General features: G+C 34.8%; 21 protein-coding genes. 16 read left to right on the top strand and 5 right to left on the bottom strand.

What is annotated here, in order from left to right; all coding sequences use genetic code 11:
* Positions 1 to 203: 203 nt before the first annotated feature.
* Positions 204 to 1,664, top strand: coding sequence for a DUF5687 family protein (locus tag QL232_RS22195; RefSeq protein ID WP_281615811.1), 1,461 nt, complete (start codon positions 204 to 206; stop codon positions 1,662 to 1,664).
* Positions 1,665 to 1,668: 4 nt separating this feature from the next.
* The gene (locus QL232_RS22190) at positions 1,669 to 2,382 is read left to right on the top strand and encodes an ATP-binding cassette domain-containing protein (protein ID WP_281615810.1); all 714 of its coding nucleotides are present in this window, start codon (positions 1,669 to 1,671) and stop codon (positions 2,380 to 2,382) included.
* A gap of 101 nt (positions 2,383 to 2,483) precedes the next feature.
* Here the strand turns inward: QL232_RS22190 and QL232_RS22185 are convergent, their stop codons facing one another.
* Positions 2,484 to 3,341: a lysophospholipid acyltransferase family protein gene (locus tag QL232_RS22185; protein WP_281615809.1), complete on the bottom strand. Its 858-nt coding sequence runs from the start codon at positions 3,339 to 3,341 to the stop codon at positions 2,484 to 2,486.
* Between the two features lie 183 nt (positions 3,342 to 3,524).
* On the opposite strand from QL232_RS22185, the gene QL232_RS22180 reads away from it, so the two are divergent.
* A complete protein-coding gene (locus QL232_RS22180) occupies positions 3,525 to 4,292 on the top strand; it encodes an AraC family transcriptional regulator (RefSeq protein ID WP_281615808.1) in 768 nt (255 codons plus the stop codon).
* Positions 4,293 to 4,375: 83 nt separating this feature from the next.
* Positions 4,376 to 4,963, top strand: a complete 588-nt coding sequence (locus QL232_RS22175) for an SRPBCC family protein (RefSeq protein ID WP_281615807.1) — start codon at positions 4,376 to 4,378, stop codon at positions 4,961 to 4,963.
* A gap of 57 nt (positions 4,964 to 5,020) precedes the next feature.
* On the opposite strand, the gene QL232_RS22170 is transcribed toward QL232_RS22175, so the two are convergent.
* Positions 5,021 to 5,686, bottom strand: coding sequence for a hypothetical protein (locus QL232_RS22170; RefSeq protein ID WP_168885255.1), 666 nt, complete (start codon positions 5,684 to 5,686; stop codon positions 5,021 to 5,023).
* Between the two features lie 49 nt (positions 5,687 to 5,735).
* Positions 5,736 to 6,842 carry a glycosyltransferase family 4 protein gene (locus QL232_RS22165; RefSeq protein ID WP_281615806.1) on the bottom strand — a complete coding sequence of 369 codons (1,107 nt, stop codon included), beginning with the start codon at positions 6,840 to 6,842 and terminating at the stop codon, positions 5,736 to 5,738.
* A gap of 75 nt (positions 6,843 to 6,917) precedes the next feature.
* On the opposite strand from QL232_RS22165, the gene rpiB reads away from it, so the two are divergent.
* Together rpiB and QL232_RS22155 are read left to right on the top strand one after the other, a co-directional pair.
* Positions 6,918 to 7,352 (top strand): ribose 5-phosphate isomerase B, encoded by a 435-nt coding sequence (gene rpiB, locus QL232_RS22160; RefSeq protein WP_281615813.1) that lies wholly within the window; start codon positions 6,918 to 6,920, stop codon positions 7,350 to 7,352.
* A 25-nt stretch (positions 7,353 to 7,377) separates the two neighbouring features.
* Positions 7,378 to 7,851, top strand: a complete 474-nt coding sequence (locus QL232_RS22155) for a DUF4293 domain-containing protein (RefSeq protein ID WP_281615805.1) — start codon at positions 7,378 to 7,380, stop codon at positions 7,849 to 7,851.
* Positions 7,852 to 7,956: 105 nt separating this feature from the next.
* Here QL232_RS22155 and QL232_RS22150 read toward each other — a convergent pair whose 3' ends face one another.
* Both QL232_RS22150 and QL232_RS22145 read right to left on the bottom strand, forming a co-directional pair.
* Positions 7,957 to 8,451: a hypothetical protein gene (locus QL232_RS22150; RefSeq protein WP_281615804.1), complete on the bottom strand. Its 495-nt coding sequence runs from the start codon at positions 8,449 to 8,451 to the stop codon at positions 7,957 to 7,959.
* 54 nt (positions 8,452 to 8,505) lie between these two features.
* Positions 8,506 to 9,633, bottom strand: coding sequence for a TRAP transporter substrate-binding protein (locus tag QL232_RS22145; RefSeq protein WP_281615803.1), 1,128 nt, complete (start codon positions 9,631 to 9,633; stop codon positions 8,506 to 8,508).
* 389 nt (positions 9,634 to 10,022) lie between these two features.
* Between QL232_RS22145 and rplC the strand changes: the two genes are divergently transcribed.
* From rplC to QL232_RS22095, 10 genes are all read left to right on the top strand, one after another.
* A complete protein-coding gene (gene rplC, locus QL232_RS22140; RefSeq protein WP_168885250.1) occupies positions 10,023 to 10,643 on the top strand; it encodes a 50S ribosomal protein L3 in 621 nt (206 codons plus the stop codon).
* 7 nt (positions 10,644 to 10,650) lie between these two features.
* The gene (rplD, locus tag QL232_RS22135) at positions 10,651 to 11,268 is read left to right on the top strand and encodes a 50S ribosomal protein L4 (RefSeq protein ID WP_168885249.1); all 618 of its coding nucleotides are present in this window, start codon (positions 10,651 to 10,653) and stop codon (positions 11,266 to 11,268) included.
* A gap of 11 nt (positions 11,269 to 11,279) precedes the next feature.
* The gene (gene rplW / locus QL232_RS22130; protein WP_044229482.1) at positions 11,280 to 11,567 is read left to right on the top strand and encodes a 50S ribosomal protein L23; all 288 of its coding nucleotides are present in this window, start codon (positions 11,280 to 11,282) and stop codon (positions 11,565 to 11,567) included.
* A gap of 142 nt (positions 11,568 to 11,709) precedes the next feature.
* Positions 11,710 to 12,534 carry a 50S ribosomal protein L2 gene (rplB, locus tag QL232_RS22125; protein ID WP_168885248.1) on the top strand — a complete coding sequence of 275 codons (825 nt, stop codon included), beginning with the start codon at positions 11,710 to 11,712 and terminating at the stop codon, positions 12,532 to 12,534.
* Between the two features lie 8 nt (positions 12,535 to 12,542).
* Positions 12,543 to 12,821 carry a 30S ribosomal protein S19 gene (gene rpsS / locus QL232_RS22120; protein WP_066212191.1) on the top strand — a complete coding sequence of 93 codons (279 nt, stop codon included), beginning with the start codon at positions 12,543 to 12,545 and terminating at the stop codon, positions 12,819 to 12,821.
* Positions 12,821 to 13,219, top strand: a complete 399-nt coding sequence (gene rplV / locus QL232_RS22115) for a 50S ribosomal protein L22 (RefSeq protein ID WP_168885247.1) — start codon at positions 12,821 to 12,823, stop codon at positions 13,217 to 13,219. The genes rpsS and rplV overlap by 1 nt, the downstream gene beginning before the upstream one ends.
* A 14-nt stretch (positions 13,220 to 13,233) precedes the next feature.
* Positions 13,234 to 14,010, top strand: coding sequence for a 30S ribosomal protein S3 (gene rpsC / locus QL232_RS22110; RefSeq protein WP_168885246.1), 777 nt, complete (start codon positions 13,234 to 13,236; stop codon positions 14,008 to 14,010).
* A 436-nt stretch (positions 14,011 to 14,446) separates the two neighbouring features.
* Positions 14,447 to 15,850: a sodium-dependent transporter gene (locus QL232_RS22105; RefSeq protein WP_168885245.1), complete on the top strand. Its 1,404-nt coding sequence runs from the start codon at positions 14,447 to 14,449 to the stop codon at positions 15,848 to 15,850.
* A gap of 274 nt (positions 15,851 to 16,124) precedes the next feature.
* On the top strand, positions 16,125 to 17,669 hold the full coding sequence (locus tag QL232_RS22100) for a glycine--tRNA ligase (protein WP_281615802.1): 1,545 nt from the start codon (positions 16,125 to 16,127) through the stop codon (positions 17,667 to 17,669).
* A gap of 76 nt (positions 17,670 to 17,745) precedes the next feature.
* Complete coding sequence (locus QL232_RS22095; protein ID WP_281615801.1) at positions 17,746 to 18,408, top strand: glucosaminidase domain-containing protein; 663 nt, start codon at positions 17,746 to 17,748, stop codon at positions 18,406 to 18,408.
* Positions 18,409 to 18,452: the final 44 nt, after the last annotated feature.

The following is an 18,452-nucleotide window of genomic DNA, read 5'->3' as shown; positions in this document are numbered from 1 at the left end:
CGAACAGAGCAGTTAAGCCCTACAGTGCTGATGGTACTGGGTTAACCCCCGGGAGAGTAAGTCGGCGCCACATTCATTAGATATAGAAGGTTAGTTAACACAAGATGTTGGCTAACCTTTTTTTTATATCTATATTTAATATATAAATAAGGAACAGCTGCTTTGTTCCATTTAATCTCTCTTTTAATCAATCCTTCAACTAAATGTTACTAAAACTAACGTACAATTACTTCTTGGAGAAGAAACGTCAAGTTTATGATATTCCAAGTGTAGTAACTTCATTCTTTTTGGTGCTATTGCTTCTATATTTTTCCGCCATAACAGTTCTTATGGGGGTTTTTATTGAAAAAATAATAACTAAGGAGTTCCCAGATCTAGATGTTTTAAGCGTACTTAATAAGTATATATTTTACTATGTACTTGGAGACCTTTTAGTAAGGTCGATTTTAGAAAGTACGACAAAGTTCAACTTGAAGCCATACTTGTACTTACCAATTAAAAAATCAACTCTATTGGTATTTCTTCAAGTGAGATCTTTATTTACTTTCTTCAATTATTTCCCCTTTTTGTTTTTGATATCCGTTTGTTTTGGGTCAGGAGTAGATAAAAGTTCATTGATTATTTGGTTAGTTGTTATGACTCTTCAACTATTTATCAACACGTCACTGTCCTATAATTTTGGTAAGACAATCGGGAAAAGGTTTTGGAGTTGGGTCTTGATAATGGCAGTGCTATCGGGTGTTTTGTATTTGGATTTTAAGCAATACATTTTCTTATCAGATTATTACCAAGTAATAGTAGATAAAGTTATAGCGATGCCTTTGCTATTAATAATTCCTGTAATCATTTATTGTGCTGTTTTTGCGATCACACATCAATTGTTGAAGAAAAAACTATATTTGGATGATGAAACAAATTCGACTTCCTATTCATCTTTTGATCTTGGAAATTTCATTCAAGGAGATTCGCAACTTTGGACCTTTATTGTTTATGAATCAAAAATGATTCTCAGGAACAAGAGAATGCGTCAGTCTTTAATCATGTCTGTTGTATTTATTTTGTATCCATTCTTCACCATTTTTGATAAGAATTCTGGAGATGTTCAATTGTTCTTTTTCTCATTTTTTCCTGCAACGATGATTCCTTCAACCTTTGGGCAATTTATGTTTGCATGGGAAGGTTCATACTTTAGTTTTATCAGAACTCAACCTTTTACGATGAAAGAATACGTAAAAGCGAAATATCTGATGTATGCAGGCTTAACAACGCTTGTTGTATTGCCTTTAAGTTTAATCTATTTAGCTATTAAGCCAATTGTAACAGTCATGATTTGTGTAGGCTATTTCTATAGTGTAGGAGTCAATCTTTTACTAATGATGTTTTTAGCCACTTACAATGAGAAGAAGGTAGATTTAGATCAACAGAATGCATTTAATTTTCAAGGAGTGCAAGCAAAACACATGCTGATGGTTTTCCCAATATTAATGGGAGTTCTCATCATATTTGGTGGATTTTATTATCTCATTTCGTTAAAAGCTGCACTTATTTCTATCGTAGTTATAGGAGTGCTGGGAATGCTGGTACATCGACCGTTAATCAATTTAGTTACTGATAACTTGATTGAAAAAAGATATAAAATGACTGAAGGATTTAAAAATAGCTAAGATTATGATACGAGTAGAAAAACTGACTAAAGTATATAAAACAAAGACAGCACTCTCATTAGATAACTTATCAATACAGCCCCAAGAAATTATTGGATTAGTTGGTAATAACGGAGCTGGAAAAACAACATTTCTAAGTTTATTATTAGATCTGATAGAAGCGTCTGAAGGCAAAGTTGAAATTAAAGAGGAAGATGTTTCCAAAACAGAAGATTGGAAAAAATTTACAGGTTCTTTTTTAGACGATACCTTCCTAGTTCCATTTATGACATCTTATGAGTATTTAGAGTTTGTAGCTAAGTTACATGGTTGGAATAAAGGTGATTTGGAAGATTTCTTAGAGCAAACAAAAAACTTCTATGGCGAAGACTTTATTTCTGGCAAGAAGTTAATCAAAGATTTATCCAAAGGAAATAAAAATAAGACAGGTATTTTAGGTGCTTTAATCGGTAACCCTGATCTATTAATTTTAGATGAGCCCTTTGCAAATCTAGACCCTACTTCTCAACAATGGTTACGTATGAAAATACAAAAATTAGCAGAAGAAGGTGTAACAGCTATTGTTTCAAGTCACGATTTACAACACGTTACTGGGATAAGTACAAGGATCGTTATGTTAGAAAATGGTGAAGTTGTGAAAGATGTTGAGAATTCAGATTCAACACTAGAGGAGTTAGAAAAGTATTTTGGAGATAAAATCTCAGAAGATTTGATATAAAACTTAAAATGTTGATAACTTTTCAAAATTACACTTGGTGAACAATGGTAATCTTGAAAAGTTATCAACATTCCTGTTAGTTGTGAATACTTATCAACAGATTATGCTGATAACTTCCAACGATTATGACTCCATAACCATAAATATGGTTGTTGATTGATATTTTCTTCAAGGGCTTTGGAGTATTTTTCAATAACTGAATGTCTCTGAGATTCTCTTGGCGATTCATCTAACACTATAAATTGGGTCTCATAGACTCCCCTTTTTACTTTAATACATTGTGGATAAATAACAGCACAGTTGTTTTTATTGGATATCACATCTGCTCCCATTAAGAATGCCGTTTCTCTATGAAGAAAGTGTGTCCAATATCTTGAAGATTTGTGACTAGGGCTTTGGTCACCAATAATTAAATTAAAGGTTAATTTCTTCTCTGCTTTCAACTTTAATAGTGTCTTATACCCATTTTGAGAAGGAATACATAAAACCCCCAATCTACTTCTTATTAATTTCATCAACTCATCAAAGTATTTATTTGAAAGTGGTTGATAGAATGCCGTTACTTTATGATCTAGAAATAATGGTAAAAAAGTACACCACTCCCAATTCCCTAAATGAGCGGAGTACAACACAATATTTTTATTTTGATGATAGAGTTCTTGAATTAGCTCTGGATTTTTTATTTTAAATCGTTTTTCGATTTCCCGTTTATTCATGGTTAGCGTTTTGATACTCTCGAACATTATATCACAGAAGTGATGATAAAATCGTTTTTCGATTTCTCTTATTTCTCGATATTTCTTTTCAGGAAATGATTTGATTAAATTATCCATTACAATGTCTCTTCTGTATTGAAATACTTTAAAGATAAATACGTACAGAATGTCAGAAAAAATATAAAGAACATTGATAGGGAGTAGGGATAATAAATAAAAAGGAGAAAACTTTAGCTTATTCATTGTTTTAGTAAAGTTAAGTGGTTTGATGTTAAGTTCACATTAGAGACAAATGAAACAAGATTTACCCCTATCTTTAAATAAGATTTTTTTTAACTTTTAAACTGTACTCCAATTCATCGTATTAGTTATTCATTGAATGATCAGCTTATTCTAGGCAAAGTTCAATTTCGACCTCCATATAAGGTGCAGTCACCTTTAGATAATCAAGCTCGATTAATTTATGTTTATCGGGGTAAATCAAAAATCATTTCATCTACAGATTTAATTCATATTAATGGTGGAGATATGTTGTTGATGAGATGTGGACAATTTGTAAATCATTGGTTGGAGAACAATGAGGAAGAGCCTTATGAGGTAATTGCTTTTCAGTTATTGCCCAATGTATTGCAGGATGTTTACAACAATGAATTGCCCATTGAATTACAATCTTTGAAAAATGAAGTAGAAGTGCCTCCTCTAATCAAAATATCTTCGAACAAGACTATTGACCATTTTTTTGAGGGATTAAGGTTTAATATTGAAAATAAGAAACTGGTGACAGATGAATATTTGAAGATCAAAGTACGAGAACTAATTAGTATTCTTATTTCTATTGATACTTCAGAGGCTAACTTTTTTTTAGGACAACTATTTCAATCGAAAGCGTATCAATTCCAGGAGGTAATAAATAAAAATCTCTTTGAAAATTTGAAGCTTGAAGACTTTGCTTTTTTATCAGGTATGAGTCTTTCCACCTTTCAGAGGAAGTTTAAGGAGATTTATAATATGACTCCCAAAAAATATATTGTAGGTAAACGGTTAGAAAAAGCTGAAGGACTGCTGAAGACTACTTCACTTAGAATATCCGATATAGCTTATGATTGTGGATTTGAAGATATAGCACATTTTTCTAAGTCTTTTTCAGCTATGTATAAATCATCGCCTAGAGATTACAGAAATAGCATTGACTAGTTTTGACAAGTTTTTGAAAAGATATCACAAGAGATAGGGAATAGGATAAGGTAGCTTTGTATATATCAATAATTCAACTAATTATGAAAATTAAAAGCATTATTCTTATGTCAGTTATCTCTATGTTATTCTCATTCAAAAATGCATCTGCTCAAAAAGTAAAAAGGACACATACTTTCTCAATTGAAAGAGTGATCCCGTCATCGGCGGAAAAAGTATGGAATGTTGTTGGGAATGAATTTGCAGATGTATCAAAATACCATGCAGGGATTGTCAAATCTGAATTAATTAATGGGAGTACTAAAAGTGAAATAGGGTGTGAGCGAGTTTGTCAATTGGACGATAAAGGGAAAAAACTAGTGAGGGAGGAGCTGGTTGAGTTCGATGAGCAAACTATGTATTTTAAAGCTAAAGTTTTCGATGGTGAAGGAGTACCTACAGTACCAGAATATACTTTTGCGGAATATGAAGTAAAGCCTATTGATGAAGAGCGTTGTAAATTAATTATCACACAAACATATAGAACTAAACCTGCTTTTATTGGAGGAATTGTAAAGGGAAAGTTTAAGCAATACACTAAAGAGCAAATGATTTTTATTGAGCATTATGTACTGACTGGTGAGGCAGTGAGCAAAGAAAATCAAAAAGAAATCTTAGGTAAGTATCAATAAGGTCTTTTAGCTTGATGGAAATACTCAATAATTGCAGATAATTTATTGAGTATTTTTTTATCCATTTTTCATGTTATGAAGAAGGTTGAATGTCTTGTTGATTTCCCTTTTTTCAATAACAATAGAGAATTCATGTTTGGTTGAGATAAATTCCACTACGTTAATTTTATTCCAGGCTAAAGTCTTCAAAATAAAATAAAAAACACCGGGTGCATCCTTGTCATAAGACATAGGCATCCTCATGGTAACAGCGGCAAGTTCTTGTATTTCTGTCAGCTTTTCTTCTTTCAGAAACAGTTCTCTTACTTTAGGGGCAAAAGATTTACTGGTAATTATATTGGTTTCATGCATTCCTTTAGAAGAGGCATGAAATAGGTCACTACTATTGCCTTGTACAAGTTCCAATAAGTTTTTTTGGCAACTAATCAGTGTTGGAGAGTTCTTATAAGCAAAATCGACAAGATCCGAACGGACGAGAATATCACCCATATGTCGAATGTATTCCTTTGCTTGTTCCTCCATTCTCGAAGGTTCAATTTTATGGGCCATTCTTTTTAAAGCCATTACAATAGCTCCTTCTTGGATCTCTTTATCCATTAATACATTTACCTCAGGGTTCATTTTTCTAGCCAATGCACTGTAATTGACAATGCCTTCTGAAATTCCTTCCTGAAGAAATGGTGATTTATTGATTAGATCCGCGATCGTTTCTGCTAAAGTCATTTTTAAAAATATAACGCCAAAAATTCTCTTAAAATTAAGTCCTAAAACCTTATGATAAAAGTCGCTTTAAAATTCGATCTGTGATCTTTTCCCAATTATGATAAGCATAGAACGAATTCGGAGTAGGTACTTTCTCTTTTCCGGATAGTTTTATGATTTCATCACTAAACGCTTGTGCATCTTGATCAGGGATCACTTTTATTTTTTCTCCTAATGTAGAAGTGTTTACTCCATAACTACCGCTTTTGTAAGAAATCGCCGTTGCGCCTAATGAAAGGGATTCCATGAGTTTGATTTTTACTCCTCCACCAATCCAAATAGGATTAAGCATTAAATCCGTTCCTTTAATATATAAATCAAGACTGTCTACAAAACCTAACCAAGTGATATCGTTTGAAGACGAGATATAGTTACTTTCTTTTTCTGATAACCCTTTTCCTGCAAGAAATAAGTGAAATTTAAAGTCTGTGTTTTTTCTTAAAATAGGAATGATTTCATATAACAAATTTTCTAATCCTTTTTGATTAGGAGCATAGTCCATTGGACCAAAATAAAACAGAGTAGTTATATCATTATTTAAGTGATATTCTTTATAAAGCTGTTTTTTATTATTAGGAATATCTAAAGGAAATTGGTTAACAGAAGTACCGTATGGCATATCGATACATTTATTAGGGTCAATGTTCATAGAGTCCATAGCAAACTGTTTATCTTCATTTGAAATGAAAAGGACCTGGTCAGCGTTTTTGTAGGTGAACGTTTCTAGTGCTTTCATAAGTGGCCACCAGATCTTTCCCATACTCTTAAATCTCATGAATTCAATATTATGAGAGAATATAAGAAGTTTTACTCCTAAAATTCTAGCAACTGGGATCATCAATAACCCCATAAAGGGTTGATTTAATAAAATATGTGTAGCTTTGAGCCGTTTTGCAGATTTATATATTTTCCAACCGACAAAAGGATTTATATATTTTGTAATTTTGTCGGCGAATACTTTTTCCACTTGAAAAGGAATCTCCAATTCAGGGTTGTTTGTGGTTGTAATACAAGTCAGTTCTGTTTTTTTGGAAATTTCTTCACAGACATGATAACAAGCTTTATGACCTCCATTTGTTGGAGGAAGAAAACGATAAGGCTCAATAACTATAAACATAACGTGAAGTAAGAAAAAGTATTGATAACTTTGCAAGTATCGTAGTAATAATACGCTTTAAAAACTTATAATTATATCATTATGAAATTGGCAATTGGTGGTGACCACGCTGGTTACGAGTATAAGAAGGCAATCATTGAACATTTAGAAAAAAATGGTCATGAAGTGAAAGATTTTGGTCCTTTCTCTGCTGAGTCTTGTGATTATCCAGACTATGTTCACCCGTTGGCAGAAGCTGTTGAAAATGGTGAAGCTGAATTTGGTATTACTATTTGTGGTAGTGGTATCGGAGTTTCAATGGTAGCAAACAAACACCAAGGTGTAAGATGTGGATTATGCTGGGAACCTGTCTTAGCACAATTAACACGTCAACATAATAATGCAAATGTATTATCAATGCCTGCTCGTTTTATTTCTTTAGTAAGAGCTATTGAAATTGTAGATACTTTCATCTCTACAGAGTTTGAAGGTGGACGTCATCAAAATAGAGTAGATAAGATTGCTTTATAATTAAACCTAAAGAGAAAATTTTAAGATGATTCAAAGAATTCAATCAATTTTCCTTTTCTTGATTGCAGTAGCGATGACTGCTGTAATTTTTGCTCCAATTTGGGCAGGACAAGGAGAAGGAGTAACAGCAACTTTAACAGCAACTGAATTAACGATCGATAAAGGAACAGAAGGTGATGCGATCAATACAATCGCTATTGCTATCGTTTCAGGTTTATCTGCAGTTGTTGCTTTATTTTCATTGATTTCATTCAATGATAGAATGAAACAAGTGAAAATTAATTTATTGAATGCTGTTTTGATTTTTGCAGTGATCGGTTTAAATATGTACTATGGGTACATGCAAGGGACAGAGATCGTTGGAGAAAACAATGGTAAGTTCGAAATCGGATTCTTCTTACCTGTATTTGCGATTGTATTTAATTCGATGGCAAATAGGTTTATCCAAAGAGATGAGAAAAAAGTAAGAGATTCTATTAGCGGTCGTTTAAGAGACTAAAGAGAGTTTCTCATAATAAAAGAAGAGGTAAGATAGATTATTAAAATCCGTCTTATCTCTTTTTATTTGTTTTAAGTGATAGAATCACTTTAGAATTATCAATTCCTAGATTTCGAATGAACGAACTGTTTCATCGATTTTTAAAGTACCATCGTTATATTCTTTAACGAATTTCTCGATGACCTCATCAGTTACTTCAGCAACATGAAGACAGATGTCGATTGGAGTACCATTTCCTTCATCATCTTCAGGACGTTCTTCAACAAATTCACCTACATCGTAAGTGTCGTCTTTTGATAAAGTTACAATAGCTTCATCAACAGCATCCATGTGAGGACCATCCATTGTATCGAAGTCAGCATCAGCGAACTTTGGATTCTCGTTGATAACATGTTGAACAGCTTCTTCATGAAGTTTCATCACATATTCCATTTCTAAAGTATATAGGAAAGCATCCATTACTTTTTCTTCACCACCTTTAGTACTGATGAATTGGAATTGTGCTTGACTATCGTCGTTCTCTTCTGGAGAAGAGTAAACAAATGATTTACCAGCTGCCTGACAAGCTGACTTTACGTTGTTTAATAATTTTGAGCTCATGTATTATATGAATATCAATATTTTAAGTGTCGCAAAGTTAAGATAATAATTGGTTTAAAGGTATTCTTGTATAGCATCAGTTGAAATTGTTGACCATTGTTTAATATTTTCTTTAAATGACGTAAAACTCTCGTAAACTCTTTTTGCAAATTCATCCGATTCTATAAGATCTTGAATAACGATGTCTGCATTCTTTTTCAATTCTTTCATTACGTCTTCGGGGAATGGTAAAATAATATTTTGTCCTTCTTTTTGAATCTTTTTTAGGTATTCAGTATTGAACTTTTCAAATTCAGACATCATACTACCATTGTATTTCAATGATACCGTTTTTATTAACTCTTGAAGATCTTCAGGTAATTTATCATAGGCTTCTTTATTACATACTAACTCTAAAGTAGCAGATGGTTCATGCCAACCAGGGTAGTAGTAATATTTTGCAATTTTATTAAATCCCATTAGGTAGTCATGGTAAGGCCCAATCCATTCCGTAGCATCAATTACACCTCGTTCTAGGTTGGTGTAAATTTCTCCTCCAGGAACAGTGACAGAAGTACCTCCAGCTTTGGTAAATACTTTTCCTCCTAATCCAGGGATACGCATCTTAATTCCTTTAAGGTCTTCAACAGTGTTTAATTTTTTATTGAACCAGCCTCCCATTTGTACTCCAGTGTTTCCACAAGGAAAAGGTTCTAAACCAATTTTATTATATAGTTCTTTCCAAAGTTCATTTCCGCCACCATATAATAACCAAGCATTTTGTTGTCTTGTATTCATACCAAATGGTGTTGCTGTGAAAAATACTGAAGCAGGAATTTTACCAGCCCAATAGTATGCAGCTCCATGCATCATTTGTACTCCGCCCAATTGTACTGCGTCGAAACATTCTAGTGCAGGTACTAATTCACCAGCTCCATATACTTTAATATTAAGACGCCCATGGGATAACTCTTTTAGTTCTTTGGCTAGATTATTAACACCTTCTCCTAGAATAGGAAAGTTCGGAGGCCAAACTGTCACACATTTCCAATTATATATTTTTTCTTTCTTCTTACTTTTTGTGCTTTCAGAATTTTGTTCTTTACTGCATGAAGACAAAGCCGCAGTGGATGCTAATGCCGCTCCACTTACTTTTGTAAACTGTTTGATAAAATGTCTTCTGTTTTTCTTGGGAGTAGACATAGTTAAGAAAGTATGTTAATGTAAAAGTCAGTTTATAGTAAATTGAGTCCATCCCTTTAAAAAGTACTCAATTTTATAGTGTTTTCATTTTGAATGAGATACAAAAATCCACTTTTCAGTATAATGATAGCTATAATGTCTGATAAATGTTAATAACATTAACCTATCTGACTGTTTTTAAGTGATATATAAATAAAAATTTGGCAAGTAAAATAATATGCTTACCTTTGCAAGCCGTTTGGAAGCTGTACACTATTGTTTAAGCTCCATGAAAGACACCAGATTGAAGGACCAGACGGGGAGTTCAAGATGAGTTTTTCTAACATGAGTGAGATAGTGATGAGTTGATATTCAGGCGTTAAATTAATTAATTTTTAAAGTAAAGAACAATGCCAGGACTTATTGCAAAAAAAGTCGGTATGACTAGTATTTTTGATGAAAACGGCAAGAACATCGCTTGTACGTTGATTCAAACTGGTCCTAACGTTGTGACTCAGGTTAAGACGGTAGAATCTGATGGCTATACAGCTATTCAGGTGGGCTTCGACGAGAAAAAGGAGAAGCGTACGTCCGCTGCTATGAAAGGTCACTTCTCAAAAGCTGGTACCACACCAAAACGTAAAGTGGTAGAATTCCGTAACCCAGTTATGGAAAGAGCTCTAGGAGATGTATTGAAAATGGACGAAATCTTCGCTGAAGGTGAATTCGTAGACATCGTAGGTACTTCTAAAGGTAAAGGTTTCCAAGGTGTAGTTAAGAGACACAACTTCGGTGGTGTAGGTCAAGCTACTCACGGTCAACATAACCGTTTAAGAGCTCCAGGTGCGATTGGTGCATGTGCAACTCCATCACGTGTATTCAAAGGTCTTCGTATGGCTGGACGTACTGGTGGTAAGCGTGTTAAAGTGATGAACTTACGCGTTATGAAAATGTACCCAGAAGACGGTTTAATCCTTGTTTCTGGTGCAATTCCAGGTGCTAAAAATTCTTACGTAATCCTTGAAAAGTAATCAGTAGATGGAAATCGCAGTATTGAACTCAAAAGGCGTTGAGACTGGTAAAGTTGATTTACCAGAAGCAGTATTTGGTATCGAGCCAAATGATCATGCTATCTATCTTGACGTAAAAGCGTATTTGGCGGCACAACGTCAAGGTACGCATAAAGCAAAAGAGCGTGCGGAGATCGTAGGATCTACTCGTAAGCTTAAAAAGCAAAAAGGTACAGGTACAGCTCGTTCGGGCTCTATCAAATCACCTGTTTTCAGAGGTGGTGGACGTATCTTTGGCCCACGTCCAAGAAATTACCGTCAAGACGTTAACAGAAAAGTTAAACAATTGGCTCGTAAGTCGGCGTTGGCATACAAAGCAAAAGAAAGCAATGTAACAGTTTTGGAGACTTTATCTTTTGATGCTCCACAAACAAAAGCGTACAAAGAGGTTCTTTCTAACTTAAACTTATCAGACGTTAAAACTCTTCTAGTATTAGGTGAGCAAAATGACAACGTTTATAAGTCTGCTAGAAACTTACCAAAAGCAAACGTAGTAGTTGTTGATTCATTAAACACTTACGAAGTATTGCACGCTGATAAGTTAATCATTGCTCAAGACGCAGTTGAAAAATTTTCTAACCTTTAAGCCTTAAAATAATGCAAGTATTAGTAAAACCTATCTTGACAGAAAAGGCTGCACTTGCTCACGAAGGTGGTGTTTACACTTTCGTTGTGGCTAAAGGAGCTAACAAGGTTCAGATCAAACAAGCTGTAGAAGCTAAGTATGGTGTGAATGTGGAAGCAGTTCGTACTGCTATCCTTCCAGGTAAATCAAAAACTCGTTACACTAAAGCGGCTGTTATTAACGGTCACACATCGTCTTTCAAAAAAGCGATGGTAAAAGTAGCTGAGGGTGAGATTATCGACATCTACGAAGGTCTATAGGATCTGATCTTATAATTGAAAGTATCTCGTTCAGAGTCTTCGGACTCTGAACATTGGTATAAGTTTAACCAATTTGCTGTGTATAGATGTGCTAGGAAAACCTATCTAGTGATCTGTAAGAGCAAATACGAAAGTTTGAAAAATGGCTGTTAAAAAGTTAAAGCCCACAACTCCGGGACAGCGATTCAGAATCGCTCCTACTTTCGAGGAAATCACGAAAAGTACACCAGAGAAGTCACTGACAGTTGGTAAGCACCGTTCTGGTGGTCGTAACAACTCAGGTAAAATGACTGTACGTAACAGAGGTGGTGGACACAAGCGTCGTCTTCGTGTTATCGACTTCAAGCGTAACAAGCATGGCGTTCCTGGTATCGTGAAATCTATCGAGTACGATCCAAACCGTACTGCTCGTATTGCCTTAATCTACTATGTAGATGGTGCTAAGACGTATATCGTAGCTCCAGAAGGATTACAAGTTGGACAGACTATCTTGTCTGGACCAGGTGTAGCCCCAGAAGTAGGTAATACACTTCCATTGTCTGAGATCCCTGTAGGTTCTATCATTCATAACGTTGAGTTAAAACCAGGTAAAGGTGCTGCTATGGTACGTTCTGCTGGTGCTTATGCTCAATTGTTAGGTCGTACTGGTAGATACGCTACAATTAAATTACCTTCAGGCGAAACTAGATTAGTACTTTTAGAGTGCTACGCTACAATCGGTACTGTATCAAACGGCGATCACATGAACGTTCGTTTAGGTAAAGCAGGTAGAAAGCGTTGGTTAGGTCGTAGACCACGTGTTAGAGGTGTTGCAATGAACCCAGTTGATCACCCTATGGGTGGTGGTGAAGGTAAATCTTCAGGAGGTCACCCTCGCTCTCGTACTGGTGTTTACGCTAAAGGTCAGAAAACACGTAATACTAAGAAGTATTCAAGTAAACTAATCGTTTCAAGAAGAAAGAAGTAATTTAAGTTATGGCAAGATCGCTAAAGAAAGGACCTTATATCGATTTTCGTTTAGTTAAGAAAATCGACGCAGCTAATGAGTCTGGGAAAAAGTCTGTTATTAAGACTTGGTCACGTAGATCTATGATCTCTCCAGATTTCATCGGTCATACATTTGCTGTACATAATGGAAATAAATTCATCCCTGTTTATGTTACTGAAAACATGGTAGGCCATAAATTAGGTGAATTCGCTCCAACTCGTACATACAAGGGTCACATCAACAAAAAAGATAAAGGCAGAAAATAATGGAAGCAGTAGCAAAACTTAACAATTGCCCTATCGCTCCACGCAAGATGATGCTTGTAGCGGACGCAGTAAGAGGTGTGCAAGTTATTGATGCACTGAATACACTCCGTTATGCTCAAAAAGCTGGTGCTCCTCTAGTAGAAAAGTTAATTCTTTCTGCTGTGGCAAACTGGGAAAACAAAAATCCTGACGAGTCTGTAGAAGATGCAGATTTATATGTGAAATCAATCTTTGTAACTGGTGGTCGCCAATTAAAGCGTTTCCGTCCAGCTCCACAAGGTAGAGCTCACAGAATCCGTAAGCGTTCAAACCATGTAACAGTGGTAGTAGACGCTCGTAACACAAGCCTTATCGACGTAGTCGCTGAGGGTACAGAATCAAACGAGTCAGACAACTAAAATAAGTTTTTCCCATGGGACAAAAAATTAATCCAATTGGTCTTCGTTTAGGCTATATCAGAGGATGGGAGTCTAGCTGGTATGGTGGAAAAGATTTCTCTGACAAATTAGTCGAGGATAACAAGATCAGAAAATATATCGCAGTTCGTCTTCCGAACCCACGTGCAGGTATCTCTCGTGTAGTTATCGAGCGTACTATCAAGCGTGTTACTTTAACTATTCACACGGCTCGTCCAGGTGTAGTTATTGGTAAAGCTGGTGCAGAGGTTGATAAAATCAAGGAAGAATTAAAGCGTTTAACTGGTAAGGATGTTCAAATCAACATCTCTGAAGTTAAGCGTCCTGAAACTGATGCGAAATTAATCGGTGAGTCAATCGCTCAACAATTGAAAAGCCGTGTATCTTACCGTCGTGCGATGAAGCAAGCAATTGCTAACGCTGTTCGTCACGGTGCTCAAGGTATCAAAGTAAAGCTTTCTGGTCGTTTGGGTGGTGCTGAAATGGCTCGTACTGAACTTTACAAAGAAGGTCGTATTCCATTGCATACATTGCGTGCGGACATCGACTACGCTTTATCTGAAGCTCTTACAGTATATGGTATCATTGGTATCAAAGTTTGGGTATTCAAAGGTGAAGTATTAGGTAAGAGAGACCTTTCTCCTCAAGCTGAAACTGGACGTCGTGATAACCGTAGAGGTAACGACAGAGGTAACAAGCGTGGCGACCGTCGTAGAGGTGGCCGTGGTGGCAGAAAAGGTGGTGGAAACAAAGGTGGTAACGCTAAAGCGTAATTACCTAAGTTAAATTACCAAGCCGACAGGTGGACCCAAGTAGTTTCAAACTACTTGGGTCTTTTTTTATTCTGAAATTAATATACTAATCATTAAATTGACAAAGGATTATCATATAAATTAAGCCTCTTTTTTAAGATTTGTTCTTACATCAAACTTTAATTTAAATAGACATTTATTCTGTATTCATAGAAAATAATTATAGAATAAAATTTGGGTAGAATTGATTGATATTATACTTTATTCTGTTTTAAGTATTCACAACATAACAAGTGATAATATTTAACATTTGCTTGACTAAATTCTTGTAGCATAAGCAGATAAGTATTTTATTGCGGCTTCATTTGTTTCTGATCTAACATTAAACTTCTTCAGAGCAATGATTATGATAACTCATTGTAATTATTATCACACGATTGAATTATAACACAACTATATGGCGGGGGTAACAGACAGTAGCCGAGGTGGCTTCTCAAACAAAATCGGATTTATACTAGCAGCAGCAGGTTCAGCAGTAGGTTTAGGTAATATATGGAAGTTCCCCTTTGAAGTAGCAGATGGAGGAGGTGGTGCATTTGTAATGATGTATTTATGCTTCTGTTTTCTTTTATGTTTTCCGGTGATGATGGCAGAAATTGCTATCGGTAGAAAAACTAATAAAAATGCAGTAGGTGCATTTAGTGCCAACGGACATAAAAATTGGTCTTGGGTTGGTAAAATGGGTGTCTTATCAGGAGCCTTAATATTATCATTTTATAATGTAGTAGCCGGTTGGGCTTTAGGATTTGCCATAGAGATGTTCTCGGGCAATTTTGAATTAGGAAAAAACTTTGGAGACTTTGTAGGTAACTGGCAATTGAACTTGTCGTTCTCTACAGTATTTATGTTTCTAACAATATATATCGTAATGAAAGGTGTTTCTGGTGGTATTGAAAAAGCATCAAAAATATTAATGCCTTCATTATTGTTTTTAATCTTGTCATTAATGGGATATGCCTTAACTCAAGATGGTGCTTGGAGTGGTGTAGAATTCTATTTAATCCCAGATTTTTCTGAAATCACTTTTGAAGTAGCTTTTTCAGCGATGGGACAGGCTTTCTTTTCTTTATCATTGGGTATGGGTGCATTGATTACTTATGGTTCTTATGTGGGAAAGAAAGATAATATCGCCCAGTCAACAGCAATGATTCTATTAACTGACGTGGGTATTGCCTTTATTGCAGGCTTAATGATGTTTGCGTTTATCTACTCACAAGGACTACAAGGTTCTGGTGGTGGAGCAGGCTTAATTTTTACAGTTCTTCCAAGTGCATTTGAATCGTTAGGACCATTGCTAGGTAGAATTATCGGAGGTTCATTCTTTGTACTTTTATCTTTTGCAGCGTTAACTTCAACAGTATCTTTATTGGAGGTGCCTGTAGCTTATGTTGTAGATGAGTTTGAAATTCGTCGTAACAGAGCTGTATGGTTAGTTGGAGGTGTTGTTTTTGCTTTAGGTATTCCATCGATGTTAGGTAATGGTACGGTAGACTTCTTTACTAATTTTATGACTTATAGTAGTGGTAAAACAGTATCGTTTATGGACTTCATTGAAAACCTAGCATCAGATACTTTCTTACCATTAGGTGGATTCTTTATTTCTATCTATACAGCTTGGATTTGGAGGGGAGATAATTTCAAAAAAGAAGTAGAACAAGGTAATCCAGGGTTTAGCAAATCGTTTATTGGAAACTATACGATTTTTGCCTTAAAGTATATGGCACCAATTATTTTAGGAGCGATTACTATTGTAACAATATTCAATAAGTTTTTAGGGATTGATCTTTTAGCAGGACTATAAAATGCTGAAAATTGATTTATAAGTATATACGAAAGAGGATATCAAAATTTGGTATCCTTTTTTATTTGATAATCTAACTTTGACTTTAAAGTGATACTTAAGAATCACTTAGTATCATAATGAAATAAATAAAGACTGGTCTTTAAGATTAGTAGAATCGTTAAAATTGATCTACTTTTTTATGATTTTCAATCATTTCGAAAAAATTAAATGTTTTAATTCCTACGATTTACTAATTTTGCGGCTGAATTTTTGAAAAAAGATCATTATTAAGATGGCTAAACAAGATAAAGAGAATATGTTCCAAAAGGTCGTATCTCATGCAAAAGAATATGGTTTTGTATTTCCTTCATCAGAAATCTATGGAGGTCTTCAGGCAGTATACGACTATGGATCAAATGGTGTTGAATTAAGAAACAACATTAAAAAGTATTGGTGGGCTTCAATGGTGCAAATGCACGAAAACATTGTAGGTCTAGATGCCTCTATCTTTATGGATCCTAAAGTATGGAAAGCTTCTGGTCACGTAGACGCTTTTAATGATCCTTTAGTTGATAATAAAGATTCTAAGAAAAGATATAGAGCAGACGTTCTTATTGAAGATTTAATGGCTAAGTATGGAGCTAAAATCGTAAAAGAAGTAACTAAAGCTCAAAAGAAATTTGGAGATGCTTTTGATAAAGAGCAATTCCTAGCTACTAACCCTAATGTTTTAAGAAACCAGAAGAAAATCGACGAGATCGAAGCAAAGTTTAAAATTGCTTTAGAGAACGAAGATATGGAAGGGTTAAAAACGATTATTGAAGAAAACAATATCGTTTGTCCTATTTCTGGAACTTGTAATTGGACCGATGTACGTCAGTTCAATTTAATGTTCTCTACAGAACTAGGTGCAGTAGCAGGTGATTCTAACAAAGTTTACCTTCGTCCTGAAACAGCACAAGGTATCTTTGTGAACTACTTGAATGTAATGAATACGTCAAGACAACGTCCTCCTTTCGGTATTGCTCAAATTGGTAAAGCATTCCGTAATGAGATCGTTGCTCGTCAGTTTATCTTCCGTATGCGTGAATTTGAGCAAATGGAGATGCAATTCTTCGTTCAGCCAGGTACTGAGATGAAATGGTATGAATTCTGGAAAGAGACTCGTATGAAGTTCCACACTATTGTTGGTAACCCTGACAATTATGTATTCCATGACCATTTAAAAACAGCTCACTATGCAAATGCAGCTGTAGATATCGAATTTAAATTCCCATTTGGTCAAAAAGAATTAGAAGGTATCCATTCAAGAACTGATTTTGACTTATCTGCTCACCAAGAGTTATCAGGTAAGAAACTTCAGTATTTTGATCATGAATTAGGTAAGAATGTCGTACCATATGTAGTAGAAACTTCAGTTGGTTTAGACCGTATGTTCTTATCAATCTTGACAGGTGCTTTCACTGAGGAAGAAGTTGATGGTAAGACAAGAACTTACTTGAAATTCCACCCAGGTTTAGCACCAATCAAAGCTGCTGTATTCCCATTAACGAAGAAGGATGGTCTTCCTGAAAAGGCAAGAGAAGTAATGAACGAAGTGAAATTTGATCACAACGTATCTTACGAAGAAAAAGATGCTATTGGTAAGCGTTATACTCGTCAGGATCTAATTGGTACTCCTTACTGTGTAACTGTAGATCATCAAACTCTAGAAGATAATACTGTAACGGTAAGAGAGCGTGATACTACTGAGCAGTTTAGATTACCTATCAGTGAATTGAAGGCATTCCTAGACAAAAATTGTTCATTAACAAGCCTGTTAAAGCAATTAGTTTAAGGAACTAAATTTGTATATTTAAGCTCAAGTGCTCTAAAAAGTGCTTGAGCTTTTTTTATAATTGTCATTTTTTAGAATGAGAACAAACTACGTAAAATTTATTGTAATTCTATCTATACTATTTTCAACAGCTTGTCAGACGACAAGTCAGTATACTTATCAGAAAAGAGTAGAGAGAAGGAATCAAAAATTAATAGCAGAAAACGGAGGTAATAATTCTGTACCATCTAATAATAACAGCTCAGAAACTGGAGGTAAGAAAAGAAAAAATGTAGAAGATAAGATACCACCAGGAAAAAAGTTATCGGTTCAAGAATACGTAGATATGTATAAAAAGTATGCGATAGAATCGATGCATCATAAAAAAGTACCAGCGAGTATTACACTAGCTCAAGGTGTATTGGAGTCAGGTATTGGTAATAGTAAATTGGCTAGAGCCACAAATAATCATTTTGGTATAAAATGCGGTAGTAATTGGAATGGTGATACATTTGACCATGATGATGATAGACCTAACGAATGTTTTAGGGTATATGATTCTGTATTAGATTCTTATGAAGATCATGGGAATTTCTTAAGAAAAAGTAGATATGCCCCATTATTTGAATTAAAAATAACAGACTATAAAGGTTGGGCTAAAGGGCTTAGAAAGTGTGGTTATGCTACAGACTCGAAGTATCCTTCTAAATTAATCAGTATTATAGAACAATATCGTTTATACGAATACGATAGAAAATAATAAAATAACTCTCTCTTCAATCTTAATATCATTGTTTAACGATT

The organism is Flammeovirga sp. SubArs3, from assembly GCF_947387565.1.
GTDB classification, from domain to species: Bacteria; Bacteroidota; Bacteroidia; order Cytophagales; family Flammeovirgaceae; genus Flammeovirga; species Flammeovirga agarivorans.
Note: the sequence above shows the minus strand (reverse complement) of the source record. Positions and strands in the feature narration are given on the sequence as shown.

What these genes read in the sequence shown, in the direction of transcription:
- QL232_RS22175 (WP_281615807.1), top strand. Translation starts at nt 4,376, where the DNA reads ATGAAAATTAAAAGCATTATTCTTATGTCAGTTATCTCTATGTTATTC.
- QL232_RS22100 (WP_281615802.1), top strand. Translation starts at nt 16,125, where the DNA reads ATGGCTAAACAAGATAAAGAGAATATGTTCCAAAAGGTCGTATCTCAT.
- rpsS (WP_066212191.1), top strand. Translation starts at nt 12,543, where the DNA reads ATGGCAAGATCGCTAAAGAAAGGACCTTATATCGATTTTCGTTTAGTT.
- QL232_RS22170 (WP_168885255.1), bottom strand. Translation starts at nt 5,686, where the DNA reads ATGACTTTAGCAGAAACGATCGCGGATCTAATCAATAAATCACCATTT.
- rpsC (WP_168885246.1), top strand. Translation starts at nt 13,234, where the DNA reads ATGGGACAAAAAATTAATCCAATTGGTCTTCGTTTAGGCTATATCAGA.
- QL232_RS22095 (WP_281615801.1), top strand. Translation starts at nt 17,746, where the DNA reads ATGAGAACAAACTACGTAAAATTTATTGTAATTCTATCTATACTATTT.
- QL232_RS22185 (WP_281615809.1), bottom strand. Translation starts at nt 3,341, where the DNA reads ATGAATAAGCTAAAGTTTTCTCCTTTTTATTTATTATCCCTACTCCCT.
- rplD (WP_168885249.1), top strand. Translation starts at nt 10,651, where the DNA reads ATGGAAATCGCAGTATTGAACTCAAAAGGCGTTGAGACTGGTAAAGTT.
- QL232_RS22105 (WP_168885245.1), top strand. Translation starts at nt 14,447, where the DNA reads ATGGCGGGGGTAACAGACAGTAGCCGAGGTGGCTTCTCAAACAAAATC.
- rplW (WP_044229482.1), top strand. Translation starts at nt 11,280, where the DNA reads ATGCAAGTATTAGTAAAACCTATCTTGACAGAAAAGGCTGCACTTGCT.
- QL232_RS22150 (WP_281615804.1), bottom strand. Translation starts at nt 8,451, where the DNA reads ATGAGCTCAAAATTATTAAACAACGTAAAGTCAGCTTGTCAGGCAGCT.
- QL232_RS22190 (WP_281615810.1), top strand. Translation starts at nt 1,669, where the DNA reads ATGATACGAGTAGAAAAACTGACTAAAGTATATAAAACAAAGACAGCA.
- QL232_RS22145 (WP_281615803.1), bottom strand. Translation starts at nt 9,633, where the DNA reads ATGTCTACTCCCAAGAAAAACAGAAGACATTTTATCAAACAGTTTACA.
- rplC (WP_168885250.1), top strand. Translation starts at nt 10,023, where the DNA reads ATGCCAGGACTTATTGCAAAAAAAGTCGGTATGACTAGTATTTTTGAT.
- rplB (WP_168885248.1), top strand. Translation starts at nt 11,710, where the DNA reads ATGGCTGTTAAAAAGTTAAAGCCCACAACTCCGGGACAGCGATTCAGA.
- rplV (WP_168885247.1), top strand. Translation starts at nt 12,821, where the DNA reads ATGGAAGCAGTAGCAAAACTTAACAATTGCCCTATCGCTCCACGCAAG.
- QL232_RS22165 (WP_281615806.1), bottom strand. Translation starts at nt 6,842, where the DNA reads ATGTTTATAGTTATTGAGCCTTATCGTTTTCTTCCTCCAACAAATGGA.
- QL232_RS22195 (WP_281615811.1), top strand. Translation starts at nt 204, where the DNA reads ATGTTACTAAAACTAACGTACAATTACTTCTTGGAGAAGAAACGTCAA.
- QL232_RS22155 (WP_281615805.1), top strand. Translation starts at nt 7,378, where the DNA reads ATGATTCAAAGAATTCAATCAATTTTCCTTTTCTTGATTGCAGTAGCG.